This window comes from Alteromonas sp. G4i35 (assembly GCF_054960375.1).
On sequence record NZ_JBHNZD010000027.1, the window covers coordinates 1 to 21,476 of the forward strand.

Consider the following 21,476-nt stretch of genomic DNA (forward strand, 5'->3'; position numbering starts at 1 on the left):
GACACACACTCATACATCCATATGAGCGTTGTGAACTAATTTACAAAAACCGTGGACAGTCATTCGTTTGCACAATAAACATTGGTCCCCCTTAATAACAATCAACAAAGTGGACAGACACTTTTTCAAAGTAGGAGTAAAGATTACTCAATATGACTTACTAACGAGAGCACTTAAATATATGCGTCACTTTGAAGCTTAGAAATAGACTTGTGGACAGACACTCTCATTTTGACTTCCGGCCTCTTAGCAACTAAGTGTCTGTCCACAATAATTGCTCATTCACAATATTTGCTCTTTCGTAAATGCCATTTACTTAAGGCTTATATACAGCTTTTGCTCCGCAAGGTAGACTAAACCCAGTTCAGAATCGGTTCAGTTAACCAAGTTATACTTATCTGTAGTTTGGCCTGAGTGGGATAATAATTGTGAGGTTGTATGAAATTATCGCTTCGTGTTGCAGTAGTTTGTTTAGTGTTAGCTTTGTCTAACACAGCGCCAGCTTTGGCGTTTCAAGACTCTGGCGGCGATATATCAAAAAGCGAAGCTGCTGAGCGTGCTCGCGTTGCTGTAAATGGACGCGTCTTAAAAGTTGAACAGACCTCAAAAAACTACCGGGTAAAAGTACTTAAAAAGTCAGGGCGAGTAGTATCAGTAGATGTAGACAAACGCTCAGGCAAGGTAAAAACAAATAAAGATAAGGACTAACATGCGTATCCTCGTAGCCGAAGACGATAGCAGATTATTAACCCAGCTTGATGCGCTCCTTCAGCAAAATGGCTATAGCGTAGACCTCGCAGATAATGGTGAGCACGCGCTTTTTCTCATTAAAGAATATAGCTATGACCTGGCTGTCGTCGACATCGGCATGCCAAAGCTAGACGGATTTGAGGTTATACGAAAAGCCCGTCAAGCTGATATTTCCTGCCCTATACTCATTTTAACTGCTAGAGATAGGTGGCAAGAGAAAGTGGAAGGCCTTGATGCCGGAGCCGATGACTACCTCACCAAACCCTTTCATAACGAAGAGTTACTTGCTCGAACAAAAGCACTAATTCGACGAGCTTCAGGACAAGCGAACCCAACCATTCAGTTCGGCCCTATCTCACTGGATACCGTTAGTGAAGAACTATCGTTAAACGGTCAAGCTCTGGAACTAACAGCTTACGAATACAAAGTCATGGAGTACCTTATGCTTAACCCGCAAAAGGTCATCTCAAAAACAGAGCTAACCGAGCACATTTATGACCAAGATTTCGATTTAGATAGTAATGTCATAGAGGTTTTCGTTGGAAGACTGCGGAAAAAGCTGGACCCGACCGGTGAGTTAAAGCCAATCGAAACCCTTCGAGGTAGAGGCTATAGGATAAATAGAAGTTTATGAGGCAATTGTCGCTACGTCTTCGGAGTATCTTTCTAGCGATTGTTCTTCTAGCGTTATTTGCGCCCTTTACTGTTGTCATTTTAGACGAGGCATATACTGATAGCCTTACGCAAGCCAAGATGAGTGAGCTTAGGTTGATGAACTTAGGTCTGTTATCGGCTTTCGAGTTAGATGGCGACCTGCCCTATATGCCTGAAATTTTATACGAAGAGCAGTTAAACCTTCCGGGATCAGGTTATCTTGGCGTGATTGTGTTTCGAGACGAAGTAATTTGGCAGTCAGCCTCAGCTCTTGAATATACCTTTGCACCACCTGAGATAGACGTTGCAGTCGGTAACGAGTTATTTTTGGATTCTCATACACCTAAGTTTGAAGAAGATTCCGAGTTTTTTGTATACGCCTTTACTGCGGAATTTGCTTCAAGTAGAGACTTCGAGCCTGTTCGGTTTTATATATTTAACAATAAAGCACTTTTTGAAGCAGAGCGGAATACATTCTTAGACACGACGTGGCAGTGGATTTTCACGCTCTGTATAGCGCTCCTAATTTTTATTATTATCGGGATTAGCCTAGTACTTCTTCCTGTTAGGAAGTTAATTGACGAAATTTCACAAGCCTCAAGTGGACATAAACGCCAGTTAGAATCACGCTATCCCGTTGAATTCGATTCCTTAAAACAATCCATTAATGGTTTGCTTCAAACTGAGGCCGCCCAAAGGGCGAGATATAAAAACAGTTTAGGAGACTTAGCACATAGTTTAAAAACGCCTTTGGCAGTAGCATCGGGCACTAGCGATTTACCTACTGAGGTAAACGAAGCATTACAGCAAATTGACCGAATCATTAAACGCCAGCTGAAAAGAGCGAGTGCTGGAAAATCTAGCTGGCAACAAGCTATCTATATACTACCCATTTTGCACAAGCTTGCCGATGCAATGGACAAGGTCTATCAAGATAAAGCCCTTACTATTGAGTTTGAACTGGATGAGGATACTCAGTTTAAAGGAGACGAGACCGACTTCATGGAACTATGTGGCAACCTTCTAGACAATGCATGCAAAGCAGCGACCAATAGAATTATCGTATCAGCGTCGAAGCGTGCTGGTTGGCTAACAATTAAAGTAGAAGACGACGGCCCTGGTATTCCTGACGACAAAAAAGTGCTTTTGTTAGAGCGAGGAACTCGACTTGATACCTATACAGAAGGCCACGGAATAGGCATGGCGTTGGCGGCCGATTTAGTTTCAATCTACGAAGGTAGAATGCTCATCGAGGACAGTTCGCTTGGCGGTGCTCGTATCGTTATTCAATTTCCCAATCACGAATAGTGCTTTAAGAAGTACAACGAAGTTTGTGCATGACCGTTAAATCCTTGAGCTTTCAATTGCTCAAATATGAGAGTGGACAGACACTTGAGTTCCTACAAAAGTTGGGGCGTATGGAAAGTGGACACACACTTAATCTTGCACAAAAGTTTGGGGGGACTGACACATTCTCAACTGACTGTTTAGCTAGAAACCAATGAGAGATTTTTTTAAATCGATTGAGTGTCTGTCCACTTTCTACTTACACTAAGTTACGACGCAGACTTCTCACCTTCACTCGATAACAGCACCGCAAGCCACTTGCTCTCCTCGCGAGACTCTAATGCTATTTTTACCACCATGGTTAACGGAACTGAGAGCAACATTCCAACGGTGCCTAGCAGCCACCCCCAAAATATTAGCGAAAGGAATACCACAAGTGTAGAGAGCCCCATGCCTTTACCCATCAATCGAGGTTCCACCATATTTCCCATAATGGTATTAACAAGCACAAAGCCAAGCGCTGCGAAACCTGCTGAGGCAGGGCCAAGTTGAACAAAGGCTATCAACACTGCGGGCACAGCAGCGATAATTGAGCCAATGTTAGGAATAAAGTTGAGCATGAAAGCCAACACAGCCCAAAGCATGAAATGATCTACCCCCATCACATACAGCCAAATACCAATAATCAGACCTGTTCCTAAACTGACCACAGTTTTTATCGCTAAGTAACTGTTCACAGAACGAATAAATCTGTCGATATGCTTTAGTTTCATTCCAGGATCGGCAAGGGCAATATGCAACCGGCGTGGAATACTGTCAGCTTCAAAAAGCATGAAAATGACAGTAAGAAGAATAAGGAAGAGATTTGAAAGTACGCCGCCCATCCCGCTGATGAAATTTGTTGCTACAGACATAGCCGTCGCTGGATCAAGGTGCGAAGCAATTAACTCTCTATTGATGTGAATATTAAATTCAGCCAATTTGGACACAACCCAGGCAAACTCTGTATCAAGCTTACTTCTGTATTCTGGCAGATTTTCTCGAAACTCGGTCATAGACTGGCCGACTAAACCAGCTAAAAGAAAACCAAAAACAACGATAAGCAGTATAACAAAAGTTATAGAGAGCCATTTAGGCACGCCGAATTTCGAGGTCCAACGTATTATTGGGCTACACGCGATCGCTATAAAAATAGAGAGAAAAAACGGTACCATGATCGTACTGGCGGCTTTAATACCAGCCATTACCACTACTAAACATGCTAGAACGATTAGAATTTTTGCTGTTGGCGAGCGTAGTTCCATTGACATTTTGTGCTACATTCCTGACTGAAACGACAACACTTTACAACGACTTATAAACAACTACAAACAAGAGACTTCAATGAACTTTAATCTTGCCACTATTAAAATTAAAAACCTAAGACTACGCACATACATTGGCATCAATGAAGATGAAATAAAAAACAAGCAGGACGTTGTTGTTAACGTGAAAATTGATTACGACGCTGAAAAAGCGACGAACACCGACGATATGAGTGATGCGCTTAACTACAAAACGATTACAAAGGCAATCATCAAGCTTGTAGAAGACAACCGTTTTTCTCTTCTGGAAAAACTTACCGCCGATGTGCTAAGCATTGCCGCAGAACATTCTTCGGTGCGCTACGCTGAGGTTGAGGTCGATAAGCCACATGCCCTTAGATTTTCTGATTCCGTGTCCCTGACACTATCTTGCAATAAGACGGGATAAGGTCATACCTCGAGGAGCTAATTGTGAACATTCTTTTGACCGGTGGAACAGGGCTGATAGGAAGCGAATTTATTCGTCAATATTCTCGAGAACATGAATTTACGGTGATTTCTCGCGACTTTACAAAAGCAAAGAGCAAATTGGGGGATAACGTCAAAATCGTCGAGAACGTATCTTCGATAGAAAATTTTGAAAGTTTCGACGCAGTAATTAATTTAGCTGGTGAGCCTATCGCCGATAAGCGCTGGACAGACACTCAAAAGAAAATAATTTGCAATAGCCGCTGGGACATCACTTCTGAGCTAGTCTCAAAAATAAATAGTTGTGATGCGCCTCCGCCTGTTTTCTTATCGGGCTCCGCGATTGGTTACTACGGCAATCAAGGAGACAAGCTTGTAACTGAAGAAACTCCTCCTCATAACGAGTTCACCCATGAACTGTGCGCTAAATGGGAGACTATTGCCCAAAGTGTAGATCAAGCTAAGACACGTGTCGTAACGCTTCGAACTGGTGTAGTTCTCGCCGAAAAAGGCGGTGCGTTAGGGAAAATGGCTCTACCGTTTAAACTGGGGGCCGGAGGTACACTTGGGAGTGGTAGTCAGTATTTGGCCTGGATCCACTTACAAGATATGGTGCGTGCTATCTCCTTCTTGCTCGAGAATAGTGCATGTTCTGGTGCATTTAACTTAACGGCACCGGAGCCTGTCACGAACAAGGTGTTCTCTAAAGCGCTCGCAAAATCACTTAACCGACCTTGCCTGTTCAATGTCCCGGGCTCTGTTATGAAAGTAGCAATGGGCGAATCGTCGACGATGATACTTGAGGGGCAAAGAGTCATTCCTCAAAAGCTTACTACCGCCGGCTTCAGTTTTGACTTCCCTTCTATCGACGAGGCGCTAAGAGAAATATATCGCGCATAGTTGAATTACTGAAATTCGTTATGTGCCTTGTGGACAGTCACTTGAATTGCTAAGCAAGTGTGTGTCCACATTTATTGCACAACATTATCGCGAGGCACTTTGCTTAGTCACAGGCCTCAAAAACTTCTATCCACTCTCAAACCAGAGTACTTTTTAAACTCTTCGCGAAAACCACTCTTTCGTAATTAGCGAACTTTGCTGTGAAATATACAGTGGACAGACACTCATTTGAATTGAGTGACTGTCCAATGCCCTTAATCCAAACGGCACTTAACCGAGTGTCTGTCCGTTTTGTATTAAAGCGCATTTTAAACTAACGCAACAATACCTAAACCATATTCCGCAGCATCTGACTGGTATTAAGTGTAAGCAAACGCCAGCATCCAAACGCACCTAATATGCCTACAACGACAGCGCCAACGCTTGGCGCTATTGCCCAATATTCTGGGTGTAAGCTTGCTTCCATTTGGAATACAGAGGTTTGAAGTAAAAAAAGGCTCAACTCATTGGCCATTGCTGCCATAAAGCCTGCTACTACACCAATGATAACAAACTCAAAAATAACACTTTTTCTTATCAACGCCCCCTTTGCACCTAGCGTCCGAAGTATGGCTATTTCCTGTCTGCGTTCATCCATACTCGCCTGTACTTGTGCAATCAATACCAGACTGCCCGCTAACAATACCAGCACCAAAATAAATTCAACGGCAACAGACACCTGATCAACAATCTCTCGCAATTGATTAATTCGAGCATCAACGTCGAACATAGTTATTGATGCAAACGGTTTAAGTAGGTTTGTTAACTCTGCCTTTCTCTCGGTAGGAAGGTAGAAACTAGTAATATAAGTTGGGCTAAATGCGGCCATTGCCTCAGGGTGAATAACGAAGAAAAAGTTAGGCTGCATAGTCTGCCAATTCACAGTACGAATACTCGTTACTTTCGTTTCGACAATCTCGCTGCCCACATTAAAAGTAAGCCGATCGCCCATTTTAATGTTCAACCTTTCTGCAACGCCTTCTTCAACGGAAACCGGGAACCATCCTTCGCTGTAGTGTTTATCCTCATCGCCATGCCAGTTCCCGTCAATGACCTCGTTTTCTTTTTGAAGCGTGTTGCTCCAAGTTAGGTTTGCTTCTCTGCCTAAACCTCTCCGGCCTTCTCGATTCGGCTCATCTTCTTTAGAAACCTCGGTGTTTACCCCTTCTCCATTTACCGAAACAAATCGGCCTCGAATGACAGGATAAAACTCTTCAATTTTTACGCCATTGTCAGCGAAGTGTCTGTCCAACTCGGGTTGAATATCCGGCGTAATGTTTATTAAGAAGTAGTTCGGTGTTCCTTCGGGCAGTTGCGAGCGCCATTGCGAAACCATATCGTTGCGCATTACCAGCACCACTAAAAGCAACATAATAGTGACGGAAAAGCTAATAAGCTGCACGCTGTTGTCCATTGCACGTCGCTTAATACGTGCCCATGCCAACTGCCACGCCCCCATTCTTCCACTGCCCAGCTTGCGACCTACTGCAATTAAGATATACGTAGCACCAAGTAATCCGAGCACCAACGCAGCGCCGGAAACGAAAAGAATAGCGCTAATTTTTAAATCGCGGCTATACATCCACATCAATAAAAATATCGCACCACCTGATGCCACGAACTGAATGCTTCTGGAACGTAAATTCGCTGATATGTCCTTTCTTAATACGCGAAGCGGGGGAACTGAAAAAAGCTGCAAAAGCGGATATAAGGAAAAAAGCAATGCACACGTAGCGCCTGTAGCAACGGCGATTAAAAGCGGGCGCCAATGCCACACGTCAAGAGATACATCCACTCTGTCCGCTACAAGTGAAACCACCACTTGCTGACCGATAAATCCTATAACGAGGCCAATAAAAATACCAAGCCCAGTGATAAATAAAATTTGGAACAAATAGACTTTTCGAATGGTGCTGCTTGTTGCCCCCAAGGTCTTCATTATTGCTACGGGATCAAAGTGACGTTGAGCATAACGCTGAGCAGCAACGGCAATGGAAACGGCCGCTAATACTATTGCTAACAAACTCGCTAACAGAAAATAGCGCTCAGCACTTGCGACAGAACGCCCTATCGCTGACTCGTCATCTTCGACTGTACGCCACGAGTGTAAGTCGTCATTTAATTGGGGCAATAACCAGGTATTGAAGTTTTCTATGTCACCCGCATCACCGGCAAAAAAGCCCACATAACGAGCGCGACTCCCTGGCCCGGTTATCGCAGTTTTTTCCAAGTCGTTTAAGTTAATTAGCGCAATAGGGTCAGTATTAAACACGCTAAAACCAGCATCGGGAATATCTACCAATACATGCGTAACGGTAAAAGTGCCGTCGCCAATTTCGATACTATCGCCAATAGAAAGTCCCAAGCTCTGAAAAAGCCGAGACTGTACCCATGCTTCCCCAGACTGCGGTAATTCTGCAGTATTGCGTTTTTCTCCAAAAGGCTGGTCGGTAATATTGACTGTCCCTTTCAGTGGATAAGCGTCATTCACGGCTCGTAAATCAACAAGCGACATCTCGTCGCCTTTAAATACCATTGAACGTGTTGCCACCTGCTTTGCCGTCGCAAGGCCCTCTTCTTGGGCTCTAGCTAACCACTCCTCGTTTATAGGATCGTCTGAGCGAAGTTGCGCATCTGCTGCAATGAATGCTGCAGAGCGAGACTTTAGTGCGCCCTGTAAACGCTCACTGAAAAGTGACAGCGACAATACGGCTGCCACAGAAAGCACAATGGCTAGCAATATGATGGTCAGTTCACCACGTCTAGCTTCATGCTTGAAAAGCCGCCAAGCTAAATTAAAAGACGTCGACATCTAAACCGCCTCTTTCTTATTCATTGTGTTCGCGCCAGTTGTTTCAACTAATTCGCCAGCATTCATAGTGAGTTGCCTGTCACAATGTTCCGCAAGCTCGTTATCATGAGTTACGAGTACGAGAGTTGTGCCTTTTTCTCTATTCATCTCGAACAACAGCGCTTCGATTTTTTCACTATTTTTGGCGTCTAGGTTGCCGGTAGGCTCATCGGCGAAAAGTATTTTGGGAGAGGTAATAAATGCTCGCGCTATGGCAACGCGCTGTTGCTCGCCCCCCGACAACTGATTAGGAAAGTGATGTGCGCGATGTTTCAATCCGACTTGCTCTAGAATATCCAAAGCTAGTGCCTTTGGGTTATCAAGCCCTGCAATTTCTGCCGGTAGCATCACATTTTCTAACGCTGTTAAGCTTTGAACTAACATAAAGCTTTGAAAAATGAAGCCTACTTTATTTCCTCTTAAAATCGCGCGATCTTCTTCAGTCATGCTGTGAAGTGCTTCGCCATCTAAGAAAATTTCCCCTTCTGTAACTTGGTCAAGTCCAGCTAACAAGCCCAAAAGGGTTGACTTACCCGAGCCTGACGCGCCAATAATGGCAATGGACTCACCAGACTTGACTTCAAAAGAAATAGGACGAAGGATCTGCAGTGAACCTTCACTCGTATCCACTACTTTGGTTACAGCATTAGCTTTTATCATAAGAGGTCATCAATTCGTGTTTGTTAAATTTCGTTATTTGTACGCTTTTTTACTTATTCTTTTAATACCCTTTCAAGCGCTATCAGATCAAGCCGAGCAGAGCGACACAAGCGAAAATGCGGTTTTACTTATCTTAGGTGACAGTTTATCCGCGGCTTATGGATTACAGCAACATGAGGGTTGGGTCAGTTTGTTACAAAAGATGTGGCAAGACGACAACATTCCGATTGATATTGTAAATGCTGCGGTAAGCGGAGAGACTACTGACGGCGGTTTAGCGCGATTTCCCCGTTTATTAGAGCAACACAACCCTACCCATGTATTGATTGAGCTGGGCGGTAATGACGGCCTTCAGGGCCATAATATCGGTAAGATTAGGGATAATTTAGATTCACTGGTAAGTGTTGCGAAAGAGAGTAAAGCCGTAGTGTTTCTGCAAGAAATGCAAATTCCTTCTAATTATGGCAAGCGCTATACGCAGATGTTTACTCAAAACTTCAATAAAGTCGCGGAAGCTCAGGACGTTCAAAAAATTCCATTTTTCCTTGAAGAAATAGCGCTCAATAAGGACTTAATGCAAAACGATGGTATTCATCCCAATGCTGAGGCACAGCCTTTGATCGCTAATTTTATGGACAGACACTTAAGAAGTTTAATTCTTAGCGCTCAATAATTGTGCTAATCTTATTAAGTGATTTTTTAAATGCGAGGTTTGTTTATGGACGTTTCTTCTGTTAATTCGTCTCCTGTTTCCACTGTCTTAGAATCGCCACAGCGACCTACTCAACAGGTTGAGCCCCGTAATGTGCAAGAAAGTCGCGAGACTCAGCCTCAGAGCACACAGCAGACCTCAAACACTAACGATGGGCGTGTGGGTTCTAGGGTTGATGTATATGTTTAAACTCCTTCTTATTAAAAACTATTAGGGACAGACACTCGTTCAGATTATTGTCTAGTCTCCTAGTAAGCAGAGGCGCATGTGCTAAATAAGGGAATTAGAGAGAAATTAGAAAGGACAGACACTTACTAAATAAGAGTGTCTGTCCTTTTTTTTTAATCTGTTTGATGCAACGATGAGTGTCTATCCGCTATTAAGCTCGAGTGTCTGTCCAAGATTTTCAGTTCTAATTATCTAACTTCAACTGAGACTCTTTATGATATTTGATTGAAAGTGCACTCATTGGAAGTAATCTCCTCCTAAAACTGTCCCAAAGACCACTTAAAATTGACGCCGTAAATCTCATAATGTCAATAAATAACTATGGGATACGGATATGCCTCTACCTCGTTACAAGCAAATAAATACTGATGTTACACCTTATTACCACTGCGTTTCTCGCTGCGTGAGGCAATCTTACCTTTGTGGTCGCGATGCCCGCACTGGCATAAACTATGAGCATAGAAGAAAGTGGATTCAAGACAGGCTTCATAAGCTTTCTCAAGCTTTTGCCATCGACCTATGCGCCTACGCTGTTATGCACAATCACATTCATGTGGTATTACATATAGCAAAAGGCAGAGCTGAAGGCTGGACGATGGATGAGGTCTTGCTTCGGTGGAGGATGTTTTATAAATGCCCGCCCGTAGTGCAGCGATATTTAGAAAACTTTGATTCTGTAACGTCAGAAGAACTTGCTGAATTGAAATCATTATCTGTTTTATATCGAGAGCGACTTCAAAGCATCAGCTGGTTTATGCGTATGCTCAATGAATATATTGCTCGAAGAGCTAACAAAGAAGATGAATGTAAGGGCTATTTCTGGGAAAGAAGGTTTAGGTCACAAGCTATACTCGATGAGAAAGCACTGGCCAGTGTAATGGCTTACGTCGATTTAAATCCCATTCGAGCAAAAATAGCGACGACGCTAAGCAACTCTCACCATACTAGTATCCAATATCGGTTGAATGCCAAACGCTCGAATAAAACGCCTAAGTTTTTGATGCCCTTTAGCGATAGTCACCACAAGAACACAGTGCCGTTGCCCTTCGCATTTACCGATTATTTGCAGCTTATCACTGATACGATGAATGCAGAGAGTAATACCAATACCTGCAAAGTCCCAAAGCTTCCCAACCGCTTGCTAAGTAAGCTTGGAATGACAAAAGAGAACTGGCAGCTAGTAACTAGTAATTTTGAAACACTTTTTACTGGGCCTGTCGGTTGCCCCGAGATGATGGAGAATTTCGCCAGATGCTGCCAAAGGGCATGTCGCCCAAACGTTGCAAATGCTCAAAGGTATCTGTCGTGAACCTCTAACACCATTGCAAAAGTACTTGGCTAAATATCGGCTTGGCGTGCAAGCACATCAACAATGTCCTGAGATTTCGCTAGGCGCCTTATGTCGTTGAACAGAACTTCAGCTTCAGGGTATTGTCTTTTCAGATAGCCGCACCATTGCTTAATTCGGTTGGGGTAATATTTGCCCTTATCACCAAAAATTTCGTAGCCAGAGTACTGAATCAGCAAAGCAGCCAGTTCAGACCATGGCATAGGTGCTACACCCTCTTTAATACTCAGCGCCAAATTAGGCATTGCCAATGCACCTCGTCCAATCATAAGGTTGGTACACTCCGATTGGCTCTGACATCGCTTAGCGTCTTCAGCGTTCCAAATTTCACCATTTGCAACAAGTGGAATATCGGTGTGTTGCTTTATCTTCGCTATCCAGTCCCAATAAGCCGGTGGTTTATATCCCTCCGTTTTGGTCCGCGCATGAACAACGAGCTCAGAAGCGCCCGCTTCAGTGATAGCTATAGCATTCTCGATAGCTAAAGATTTGTCTTCAAAACCTAGTCTGATTTTGGCTGAAACTGGGATTTCTGCAGGAACAGCGTCCCTTACAGCTTTCACTATGTCATAAAGGGTTTGGGTTTCTTTCAACAAAACCGCCCCGCCCTTACTCTTATTAACTGTTTTGGCAGGGCAACCAAAATTTAGGTCAACACCAGGAGAGCCCAGCTCTATTGCTGTTTGTGCATTCTCTGCAAGCCACTGTGGATGTTGTCCTAATAATTGAACTCGGACAGGCACACCTGCCGGAGTTTTGCCACCATTGTGAAGCTCAGGGCAAAGTCTATAAAACGTTTTCTTTGGTAACTTTTGATCGACCACTCTTACAAATTCAGTAACGCACTGATCGAAACCACCCACGCGAGTGAGCATATCTCTCATTAAGTGGTCGACAACGCCCTCCATAGGGGCAAGCATTACTTTCATTGCAAAAATCTCAGTTTATAGAACATAAAATCGGCGCGGGAGTTTAGCAAAAAGCACTTATATCAGCCAGGCTTTGATGCTTAGTTTTTCAACTTCTGTGACTGTCTATTTAAGGTGCATTTAAGGTGGTTTTAAATTGCAGCTATTTAAATTTAGTAAGTGTCTGTCCGCTAGACACTTTAATTCATGTGAGAATGATACTGGCTTCTAATTTTGTACGAATGGAGAAAGCTTGTGTGTCTGTTCGTTCGTTCGTTCGTTCGTTCGTTCGTTCGTTCGTTCGTTCGTAGAGAGTATTGATAGAAATCCGCATTTTGCCTACTTACGAGGCTGTGACTGGGTAGCGGCTTCCTTTTCTAAATTTTCAAGGCGAGTGAATACGGCCTTCTTTTGATTATCGGTGTATGTCCGCCAATTAATGATTTCTTCAATCGTACGTTTACACCCAATGCAAATGTCTTCTTCGGTTAATTTGCACAAGGCTACACATGGGGAAATTAAGTTCATAAAGCTTCTGTTTTATCCAGACCGTCTTTTTTACTCTGTACTCGCGAAGCTGCGATAGCTGCCATTGTAGTTTCTGATAGCTCTTTATAGGACCACAAACAGACATGACAACCAAAGCGCGATTCAAGATATGAGGAAAACTCAGTGTCTGTCCCACAGTCATACCTCACTAAATTTTGCTTTTTACCGTCGTAAATAACCGCAGAATAAGTAAACACAAAGAGCCTCCTAAAAAAGAGGCTCAAATATACATCTAGACGTCTAAACGTTCAAGCGTCTAATTTAAATAATCGAGTGCAGCGCAAATTGCGGCCACCTGAGCATCATTGCAATTTTCGGGTGTCGCATTATCGCTATCGGGATAGACTTCTGTAGTTGTGACGTACTTAGCATCTGTCATACCTCCACAAAGGTACAACGACTTCTTGTCATAGCAAATTACACCTTCACTCACCACATCTGCACCTATAATCTTTCCGTTTTCATCGGCCGGTGCGATATGCGTTACTTTTTTCACAGCCTCAATAACTGCTTTTTGAAACTCTATTTGGGGGCTTGGAGTATTAGCAACCGTATAGAAACCATCTGGAATGTTCCAGTTATCATGGGTCACCCCATCCCGCGCAGCCAGTGCTGGTCTAAACTCACTATTGTCCGTGTCTGTCGTTTCATGCAAATCAATATGAAGCGTAAGAGATAACGCTAAGTCAGATACTAATTGCATAAGCTGAGCAGACTCAGGTGCAGGAGAATCACTGTAAAACGAGCGATTCGGATCTAATGCCATTGGGTTCCATCGATTTATCGACTCGTATCCCCAAGGACTTACACATGGCACCACAACTATATTTACTTGCTCCGCGTACTGAGCCAACTTTGTTTCAATAAATTGAAGCGCTCCTTGCACACCACTGGTTTCGTAGCCGTGAACACCGCCTGTAACGAGTGCAGACGGCTTTTCAGCGTCAAAACTCTTGGGAATGACAACATATAGTGGGTAACGCGCTGTATCATAAGGAAGTGCGCCATACTGCTTTAACTCAAAGCCTTCAGGGATAATGTTGAAGAGTTTATTAAGTACTTCTTCCTGATAGCTTCTTTTCACAGTCTGCTGTGCTTTCCATTGGGCTTTTTCTTCTTCGCCCCACGGCTCACCAGGAGTTCCAATTGGATAATTCTGCATATAACACCTCTTTTGTATTTTTTAGATCATAACAGTTCAACAAGCTCACGTATCTATCACACAAAAGTTTCTTAAAGGGTTGTGACATGAGTTCTTTACGCATTGAACCTCTGAAAAGTACTTGCGCGAAGGCGTTGACGCCTATTTTGTAAGAATTGCAAATTCCGATGAAAATGATCGGTGTATGTCTAGGTAGATGGTTTAAAGAGGGAAAGAAGAGTGTCTGTCCACTGAAGCTTTCTTAAAATGGCTTTGCATCTATTTGCTTACAGATTTAATTGCAGTGTCTGTCCACAAAGTTTTAAGCCAGAAACAAAAAAACCAGCCGAATGGCTGGTTTTTTCGATATGGCGTCCCCTAGGGGATTCGAACCCCTGTTACCGCCGTGAAAGGGCGGTGTCCTAGGCCTCTAGACGAAGGGGACTGAAAATCTTCTTTCGAAAGCACTGCTTTCGAGATTTTCAGTAAGGCGAAGTGAGCTAGCGAACTGAGCGACCTTTCCTTACTGAAACTTTCAGTCAGAAGTTGATTAATCAACTCCAGCCTATTTCACAGTTTTAATCGACTGTGACGCGATAAAATGGCGTCCCCTAGGGGATTCGAACCCCTGTTACCGCCGTGAAAGGGCGGTGTCCTAGGCCTCTAGACGAAGGGGACTGAAAATCTTCTGTCGAAAGCACCGCTTTCGAGATTTCAGTTAGGAAAAGTGAGTCAGCGAACTGAGCGACCTTTCCTTACTGAAACTTTCAGTCAGAAGTTGATTAATCAACTCCAGCCTATTTCACAGTTTTAATCGACTGTGACGCGATAATATGGCGTCCCCTAGGGGATTCGAACCCCTGTTACCGCCGTGAAAGGGCGGTGTCCTAGGCCTCTAGACGAAGGGGACTGAATTCTTTCTTCGAAACTAAATTTTCGAATTTTTCAGTCCGAAGCTGCGTTAACAACTTCAGCCTATATCAAACCACATCTCAATGTGACTTGGTGGAGCCAGGCGGGATCGAACCGCCGACCTCCTGCATGCCATGCAGGCGCTCTCCCAGCTGAGCTATGGCCCCATCATGGTACCAGTCATTTTGTGTGACTGTTCCGTGACAGCGGGGCGCATTCTAGGCATCCCCCCCTGTCATGTCAACGCTTTTTTTATGAATTTTCTCTGTTTGCTATAAAAGTAAGCGCTTTGTCGATTCTCTCGCCAATTTTCTCTTTTGAGATAAGATTCAACGTGATATCTAACGACGGTGAATTACCACCACCTGTCACAGCTACACGCAGCGGCATACCTACTTTCCCCATGCCCACTTCCAATTCTTCGGCTGTACTATTTATAGCAGCCTGAATATTTTCTGGGTTCCACTCTTCAATTGCCATTAATTTATCTTTAGCAAGCTCTAATGGGCCGCGAGCGACTGGACGAAGGTGTTTTTTCGCTGCGTTCGCATCAAAATCTTCATAGTCTTGATAAAAGTACGTAGAAATCTCAGCTAATTCTTTAAGCGTTTTTACTCTATCGGCCTGAATAGCGATAATAGATTCGAGCGCAGGGCCTGTCGTTAAATCAACATTCAACTCTTCAAAGTGCCATTTAGCGTGTGACGCAACTTCACTGGCTGGCAATGTCTTAATGTAGTGTTGATTCAACCAGATTAGCTTTTCTGTGTTAAATGCCGATGCAGATTGCCCAATGGCATCTAAGCTGAATTTCTCAATCATTTCATCAACTGAGAAAATTTCTTGGTCGCCGTGAGACCACCCCAACCTAACAAGGTAATTAAGCACAGCTTGCGGTAGGAAACCATCATCGCGATATTGCATCACGCTTACAGCGCCATGACGCTTAGATAACTTCTTGCCGTCATCACCCAAAATCATAGAAACGTGAGCATATTCTGGAACAGGTGCACCAAGCGCTTTAAGAATATTGATTTGACGTGGCGTGTTATTAATATGGTCTTCACCACGAACTACGTGAGTAATACCCATGTCCCAATCATCAACAACTACACAGAAGTTATATGTAGGGGTACCGTCAGAGCGCTGAATAATAAGATCGTCTAGCTCAGTATTGCTAATCTCGATTTTTCCACGCACGTGATCATTAATTACCACTTTACCTTCAAGAGGGTTTTTGAAGCGGATAACAAAAGGCTGACCTTCTGGATGATCAGTTCTGTCTCTCCACGTACCTGGGTAGCGAGGCTTCTCACCACGTTCTTTTTGCGCTTCACGAATCGCATCTAACTCTTCAGAGCTCATAAAGCATTTATACGCTTTACCTTCATCCAAAAGCTGCTGAATAAGTTCTTTATATCTATCGAAACGCTCAGTCTGATAGATTGGACCCGTATCCCACGTTAAACCTAACCATTGCATTCCGTCTAGAATGGCCTGCTTTGCTTCTTCAGTTGAACGCTCGATATCTGTATCTTCAATACGAAGAACAAACTCGCCGCCTTTGCTTTTAGCAAGAAGCCAAGAATAAAGCGCAGTTCGTGCGCCGCCAACGTGAAGATAGCCTGTTGGGCTGGGTGCAAATCGTGTAACAACCGACATGGTCACTCTCTATTGTTAATGTATTTCTAAAGTTGGGCGCATTCTACCAGTGTCCGCGCGACTTCAAAAGTAAGATAAGAATAGAAGGAAAAAGAAATCCCGTGAAGTAGTTTAGATGGTACGAAGAAAGTGAGCTATAAAGTGGACAGACACTTATTGTTGAAGCCCACTTTTTCAAAATTCATTTCTTGCTGAAGTGGACACACACTCAGATAAGTCCAACGATCAGAGAGTGACAGAACCGATAATAGCTTCAAAAAAGTAAGTGGGTGTCCGAAAAGACCAGGTACTTTGAATAAAAAGATACTGCACGCACTTTATCAGGTTTACGTGAGTGTCTGTCCTTTCTCCTTCTCTCCTTTGTTTTTTCGTTGCGTGTTTTTTAAGTGACTGTCCACTTGGTAATTCAATTGATACTTCAAGAATAAAGTAAGCACCACTTTTATTTGTGTTAGTTTTACTAGCGTTAAGCTACGAAAAAATAAGTGGGTGTCCACTTTGCGCTTGCACTTTGTCCTTGTTTGCCACTTCTTCTTTTAAAAAATGAGTGTGTGTCCATTGTGCGAAGCCAATTTAATTATATGTTTGTGGTAAATAAGTAACTGTCCACTTCAATTACACCCAAGCTCCCGTTTCAACTCTTAGTAAGAAGCAAGTGTCTGTCCAATTCCAACCGATTCGAAAAAAACCACGCTGCAGTTTTTGTTTATCAATGAATTCAGAATGCGATTAAAAACGCTGTTCTTTTCATCAATTTAGTTAAGATGCAGCCAGAGTGTCTAAAATTCGGGCACACAGTCATTTTTCTTTAATTTTATTGTTGACACTAACGGAACCGACTCTATAATACCGCCCCACTTGCTTAGGCAAGCTTTAAAGAAATATGGACGCTTAGCTCAGTTGGGAGAGCATCGCCCTTACAAGGCGAGGGTCACTGGTTCAAGCCCAGTAGCGTCCACCACTTCTTCACCGTGGTTAAACAGTGAAATCAAAAAATATGGACGCTTAGCTCAGTTGGGAGAGCATCGCCCTTACAAGGCGAGGGTCACTGGTTCAAGCCCAGTAGCGTCCACCACTTCCTCACCGTGGTTAAACAGTGAAATCAAAAATATGGACGCTTAGCTCAGTTGGGAGAGCATCGCCCTTACAAGGCGAGGGTCACTGGTTCAAGCCCAGTAGCGTCCACCACTTCCTCACCGTGGTTAAATAGTGAAATCAAAAATACGGACGCTTAGCTCAGTTGGGAGAGCATCGCCCTTACAAGGCGAGGGTCACTGGTTCAAGCCCAGTAGCGTCCACCATCCCTCTCAATATATCTCAATCTTTAGAAACACAACAATCTAACTATGTTTAGTCGTTGTCACGTTAAAGCATTTTGGCTACTCCTACACCAAATCCAGCAATCATTATCAATAACCAGTAATGAAATTCAGCTACGAGCAGCTTCCATTATGCGATAGTCTCCATAAAGAACTATACTTAAGGTGTACTTACCGTGATATGGTAAGAAAAATAAGGGTTCTCATGTTTCAGAGGCTACTAATTGATGAAACTACACTTAGCTAGAAATACTAAGTTGTTAATTGCTGAAGACCAGGTGCTGGCGAAAAGCCATATGCACTACGCACTTGAGCAGTTAGGTTTCAAGAACATGAACTATGTTGATAGGCCCTCTCATGCCCTTTCGGCACTGCAAGAACATGATTATGACGCCATTATCTGCTCTTATAATTTGCGCTCTGAACAAGGCGGTTATTTTTTACTTGAGCAACTAAACGAAACTCAATCACTACCCCTTACCAGCGCATTCATCTTCACCAGTGCAGATACCTCAGCAGAAGTCGTCCACGCCATCATAGAGTTACAGCCGGATGAGTTTATCGCTAAGCCTTTTTCGGTTAACGAGTTAGACAGGCGACTTTCCAGAGTTTTATCAAGAAAAAAAGCGCTAAAGATTATCTATTCATTCATGGATAAAAAGGACTACGAAAAAGCCCTGGCCGAGGTTGAGTTCTTTCTATTGCAGCCTGAGCAAGCCGAACACTTTCCGCTAGCGATGAAGATTAAAGGCGATTTGTTGATTATCACGGAAAGGTTTCAAGAAGCCGTAGCCTTCTTTGAATCGATAATTAACGTTCAAGATTTTAGCTGGGCAAAAATGGGGATCGCGAAGAGTCTGTTGGCACTCAATGAATTAGACGATGCCGAAAGAGAAGTTATCCAGTTAGCGATGCGACCTGACTCTGCGCTTGAGGCCTATGACTTACTCGCCAAACTGCAAATTAAGCAGTCAGCTTTTGACGACGCGCTGGAGTGTACTTCGCTGGCGTGCAATATCTCACCTCAAAACATTGCTAGACATAAGTTAGCGATAAATTTGGCGCGGATCACCCATGATTACGAAAGTCAGTTTAACAGCGCTAAAAAGGTGGTGCGCTACGCGAAAGACTCTATCCATGACAAGCCAGATATTTATTTAACTGCCGCAAGAGCGGGTGTTGATTTTGCTATGACATCTGAGCCCGAACACGTAAACAGCATAGTTAAACAAACTAATGAGTATTTGCGACAGTTGAAAAAGGCTCACCCGAAAGCAGCCTTAAACGATGAGCTGACGGTGATTGACGCGCGTCTTCATTATTTGAAAGACGACACAGTGAAAGCACAAATGCTGTTGTCAGATTTTCACACAGATCATGCCCAACACCACTCCACAGAAGCCTTGCTTGATAGAGCCAAAGCCCTTCATGAAGTAGGAATGAAGAAAGAGTCCCTTGCGATTTTAGACGCCATTTCCTCAAGGCAGGATGAGGAGAACGATGAATTAAACCTCATGGCCACCTATTTAAAACAAGAGAAAGAAGAAAAAGAAGCGATTACGCTAAGCCCTAAAATACTTAACAACACCGCCGTTGCACAGTATAAACGGGGTAATTTAGAGCAGTCTTACACAACATTTGCTCAAGCGTTCCGCGTCATGCCTAAAAATCCCTCTATTGCGCTTAACTACCTTCAAGCAATAGTAAGGGCCCGAAAAGCTAACGCGCCTATGCTTCCCGACACCCTTTCGGCCATCAAAAAATGTAGAGAAACACTCGAGTCGGCAGCTTTGTCAGAAGATCAGTATTCTCGCTACGAGAACGTGAAAAGCATTCTAAAGAGCGAATGATAACGTCAGTTATTCCCCTCGCCCTTCTTATACCAACACGCTTACTTAATTAGAGTAGACGACTACTGTCTCGTGATAGAGTTTGTCTTTATACTCAAGCTCGTGACTAAACGTCATTCCTAGCTTTTTCATAATATTGATAGACGCACTATTTTGCGGGTTAGCAATAGCAGAGAATTTTTCAACACCTATATCATACAGCGCTTCTTTAACAGACTGCGCAGCCTCTGTTGCGTAGCCCTTGCCCCACGTATGGCGCTTAAAACGCCACCCTAGTTCCATATTGTCACTTTCGGGGTGTTGAGTAAAAAAGCCAAAGGGTCGAACCAAAATCCAACCAATGCTTTCCTTTTCGACTAGCGTTTCCACGCGCCACAGTCCCCACCCTAGAGCTGGATTGGAATAGGCTTGGAAACGAGGAACAAAGATTTCCCGAATATCTTCCTTAGAAGACTTCTTGCCACCGTTGATATATTTCATGACAAGCTCATCTTGGTCGAGCTCCCATAAAAAGTCTGCGTCTTGTTCGGTGATATAATGGTAGGAAAGACGCGCACTGTCCTTGATATGCATATACTTCCTTTATCGTTATTATTTTTAATATACTTACACCGCTGAATATAGCTCATTTTTACAACAAACCAAACTTATTCGATGTATTTATTTTGCCCTACATTTTCCTTTAACGTAGAGCCAATTAACTAGCCTCCCAGCATGGCAAGGTGCTTGGTTGCTCCTGTTTTACCTTCATGCAAATAGTGTGTTTCGTGTTTTTGACCCAGCACATCTTGTAAAAAAGCGACCACTTCATCCACATTTCCAGTGGCAAGAAGATGTCTCATGTCTATCCCGTTTTCACTAAACAAGCATAGGTGTAGCTTTCCTGGGGCAGAAACACGTAGTCGATTACAAGTTTTACAAAAATCTTTGCTGTAAGGCATGATTAAGCCAATTTTACCGGCATAGTCAGGGTGGTAAAACTCTTGCGCTGGCCCCGCATCTTTTCTACGCAACAAAGGCTGCCAGCCCATGTCTAACAACGTACTTTTTAGCGGCGTACCACTTTGATGTTGCTTATTGAAAAACTGATTTAAGTTGCCTGTCTCCATTAGCTCTATAAACCGGAGCGTTACTGGCATATCTTTTAGCCAAGCAAGAAACCTATGAAGACGGCTATCTGAAAAATCGTTGAGTAAGACAGAGTTCACTTTCACGTCTAAGCCGGCATCAATCGCTGCGTCTAACCCTCGAAGTACAGCTTTAAGCTTGTCTTGTCCTGTTATAGCGGCAAACTGACGGGGATCTAAACTGTCAATACTTACATTTACTTGGTGTAACCCTGCTTCTTTCCACTGATGCGCAAACTTTTCCATTCGCGCTCCGTGTGTTGTCATCGCTACACGTTCGATACCAGGCGTATTACTTGTTAGCTGTAAAATATCAAGAAAGTCTCTTCGCAGCGTTGGTTCGCCGCCTGTTAGGCGCACTTTCGACGTACCTAGCTTAGCGAACGCTTTGAGCAAGGTATCAATTTCGTTTAGCGTCATAAACTGATCGCTCGTCGGGCCTTCATATCCGTCTGGCAAACAGTACTGACAACGAAAGTTGCACGCTTCGGTCACTGACAAACGTAAATAATGAAACTGTCTACCGAAACTATCTTCTAACAAACTAACTCCTTAATCCTGTGCTGCTTAGTCATTCAATTCACGGCTTTCTCAATCTAACAAAAGCCAGTAAGACATTGAGTAAATAACAAGGTAACTAAATTAAACTACCTCTAGTGTACGCGCGGTGAAACCAAAATTAAACACATTCATCGCTATAAATAAGACCAATTTAATCTCTAGCCTATTTCAAAACGTACTTCAAAAAGCGAAAATCGCCCTACACGAGCAGGTTAGCTCAATATCTATTACAACGTTTACGAAAAG

General features: G+C 43.4%; 17 protein-coding genes and 8 tRNA genes. 12 read left to right on the top strand and 13 right to left on the bottom strand.

Annotation, left to right across the window (positions count from 1 at the left end):
* Positions 1-438: 438 nt before the first annotated feature.
* From ACFI6L_RS16595 to ACFI6L_RS16605, 3 genes are read left to right on the top strand one after another with little or no spacing between them, the layout of a single operon-like run.
* The gene (locus tag ACFI6L_RS16595; RefSeq protein ID WP_014948937.1) at positions 439-708 is read left to right on the top strand and encodes a PepSY domain-containing protein; all 270 of its coding nucleotides are present in this window, start codon (positions 439-441) and stop codon (positions 706-708) included.
* A 1-nt stretch (position 709) separates the two neighbouring features.
* Entirely contained in the window at positions 710-1,384 is a 675-nt protein-coding gene (locus tag ACFI6L_RS16600) for a response regulator transcription factor (protein WP_462574438.1), read from the top strand.
* Positions 1,381-2,712, top strand: a complete 1,332-nt coding sequence (locus ACFI6L_RS16605; RefSeq protein WP_101563961.1) for an ATP-binding protein — start codon at positions 1,381-1,383, stop codon at positions 2,710-2,712. The genes ACFI6L_RS16600 and ACFI6L_RS16605 overlap by 4 nt, the downstream gene beginning before the upstream one ends.
* Positions 2,713-2,960: 248 nt before the next feature.
* Here the strand turns inward: ACFI6L_RS16605 and ACFI6L_RS16610 are convergent, their stop codons facing one another.
* Positions 2,961-4,001 (bottom strand): AI-2E family transporter, encoded by a 1,041-nt coding sequence (locus tag ACFI6L_RS16610; RefSeq protein WP_014948934.1) that lies wholly within the window; start codon positions 3,999-4,001, stop codon positions 2,961-2,963.
* A gap of 73 nt (positions 4,002-4,074) precedes the next feature.
* Here ACFI6L_RS16610 and folX point away from each other — a divergent pair, with 73 nt between their 5' ends.
* Positions 4,075-4,443, top strand: a complete 369-nt coding sequence (gene folX / locus ACFI6L_RS16615; protein WP_012517852.1) for a dihydroneopterin triphosphate 2'-epimerase — start codon at positions 4,075-4,077, stop codon at positions 4,441-4,443.
* Positions 4,444-4,466: 23 nt separating this feature from the next.
* Positions 4,467-5,363 carry an epimerase gene (locus ACFI6L_RS16620; RefSeq protein WP_462574439.1) on the top strand — a complete coding sequence of 299 codons (897 nt, stop codon included), beginning with the start codon at positions 4,467-4,469 and terminating at the stop codon, positions 5,361-5,363.
* Between the two features lie 328 nt (positions 5,364-5,691).
* Here ACFI6L_RS16620 and ACFI6L_RS16625 read toward each other — a convergent pair whose 3' ends face one another.
* Positions 5,692-8,214, bottom strand: a complete 2,523-nt coding sequence (locus tag ACFI6L_RS16625; RefSeq protein ID WP_462574440.1) for an ABC transporter permease — start codon at positions 8,212-8,214, stop codon at positions 5,692-5,694.
* Complete coding sequence (locus ACFI6L_RS16630) at positions 8,215-8,913, bottom strand: ABC transporter ATP-binding protein (protein WP_061485322.1); 699 nt, start codon at positions 8,911-8,913, stop codon at positions 8,215-8,217.
* 16 nt (positions 8,914-8,929) lie between these two features.
* Here ACFI6L_RS16630 and ACFI6L_RS16635 point away from each other — a divergent pair, with 16 nt between their 5' ends.
* Together ACFI6L_RS16635 and ACFI6L_RS16640 are read left to right on the top strand one after the other, a co-directional pair.
* On the top strand, positions 8,930-9,586 hold the full coding sequence (locus ACFI6L_RS16635) for an arylesterase (protein WP_014976079.1): 657 nt from the start codon (positions 8,930-8,932) through the stop codon (positions 9,584-9,586).
* 601 nt (positions 9,587-10,187) lie between these two features.
* Complete coding sequence (locus ACFI6L_RS16640) at positions 10,188-11,162, top strand: transposase (RefSeq protein ID WP_462574441.1); 975 nt, start codon at positions 10,188-10,190, stop codon at positions 11,160-11,162.
* A 29-nt stretch (positions 11,163-11,191) separates the two neighbouring features.
* On the opposite strand, the gene ACFI6L_RS16645 is transcribed toward ACFI6L_RS16640, so the two are convergent.
* The 8 genes from ACFI6L_RS16645 to gltX form a co-directional block, all read right to left on the bottom strand.
* Positions 11,192-12,130: a tRNA-dihydrouridine synthase gene (locus ACFI6L_RS16645; protein ID WP_462574442.1), complete on the bottom strand. Its 939-nt coding sequence runs from the start codon at positions 12,128-12,130 to the stop codon at positions 11,192-11,194.
* 318 nt (positions 12,131-12,448) lie between these two features.
* Entirely contained in the window at positions 12,449-12,637 is a 189-nt protein-coding gene (locus tag ACFI6L_RS16650; RefSeq protein WP_014948927.1) for a DUF1289 domain-containing protein, read from the bottom strand.
* 277 nt (positions 12,638-12,914) lie between these two features.
* The gene (locus ACFI6L_RS16655; protein ID WP_039225759.1) at positions 12,915-13,820 is read right to left on the bottom strand and encodes a M14 family metallopeptidase; all 906 of its coding nucleotides are present in this window, start codon (positions 13,818-13,820) and stop codon (positions 12,915-12,917) included.
* Positions 13,821-14,168: 348 nt separating this feature from the next.
* Positions 14,169-14,244 (bottom strand) — tRNA-Glu (locus ACFI6L_RS16660).
* Positions 14,245-14,401: 157 nt separating this feature from the next.
* Positions 14,402-14,477, bottom strand: a tRNA-Glu gene (locus ACFI6L_RS16665).
* Positions 14,478-14,633: 156 nt separating this feature from the next.
* Positions 14,634-14,709 (bottom strand) — tRNA-Glu (locus ACFI6L_RS16670).
* A gap of 93 nt (positions 14,710-14,802) precedes the next feature.
* Positions 14,803-14,878, bottom strand: a tRNA-Ala gene (locus tag ACFI6L_RS16675).
* Positions 14,879-14,963: 85 nt separating this feature from the next.
* Positions 14,964-16,373 (bottom strand): glutamate--tRNA ligase, encoded by a 1,410-nt coding sequence (gltX, locus tag ACFI6L_RS16680; protein WP_462574443.1) that lies wholly within the window; start codon positions 16,371-16,373, stop codon positions 14,964-14,966.
* Positions 16,374-17,258: 885 nt separating this feature from the next.
* On the opposite strand from gltX, the gene ACFI6L_RS16685 reads away from it, so the two are divergent.
* The 5 genes from ACFI6L_RS16685 to ACFI6L_RS16705 all read left to right on the top strand — a co-directional run bounded on the left by ACFI6L_RS16685 (position 17,259) and on the right by ACFI6L_RS16705 (position 19,542).
* Positions 17,259-17,334 (top strand) — tRNA-Val (locus ACFI6L_RS16685).
* Positions 17,335-17,372: 38 nt separating this feature from the next.
* Positions 17,373-17,448 (top strand) — tRNA-Val (locus tag ACFI6L_RS16690).
* A 37-nt stretch (positions 17,449-17,485) separates the two neighbouring features.
* A tRNA-Val gene (locus tag ACFI6L_RS16695) sits at positions 17,486-17,561 on the top strand.
* Positions 17,562-17,598: 37 nt separating this feature from the next.
* Positions 17,599-17,674, top strand: a tRNA-Val gene (locus tag ACFI6L_RS16700).
* A 245-nt stretch (positions 17,675-17,919) separates the two neighbouring features.
* Positions 17,920-19,542 carry a response regulator gene (locus ACFI6L_RS16705; protein WP_462574444.1) on the top strand — a complete coding sequence of 541 codons (1,623 nt, stop codon included), beginning with the start codon at positions 17,920-17,922 and terminating at the stop codon, positions 19,540-19,542.
* A 45-nt stretch (positions 19,543-19,587) separates the two neighbouring features.
* On the opposite strand, the gene ACFI6L_RS16710 is transcribed toward ACFI6L_RS16705, so the two are convergent.
* Positions 19,588-20,115 (bottom strand): GNAT family N-acetyltransferase, encoded by a 528-nt coding sequence (locus tag ACFI6L_RS16710; RefSeq protein ID WP_371342745.1) that lies wholly within the window; start codon positions 20,113-20,115, stop codon positions 19,588-19,590.
* A 128-nt stretch (positions 20,116-20,243) separates the two neighbouring features.
* Entirely contained in the window at positions 20,244-21,212 is a 969-nt protein-coding gene (moaA, locus tag ACFI6L_RS16715) for a GTP 3',8-cyclase MoaA (RefSeq protein ID WP_156078142.1), read from the bottom strand.
* Between the last annotated feature and the right edge of the window lie 264 nt (positions 21,213-21,476).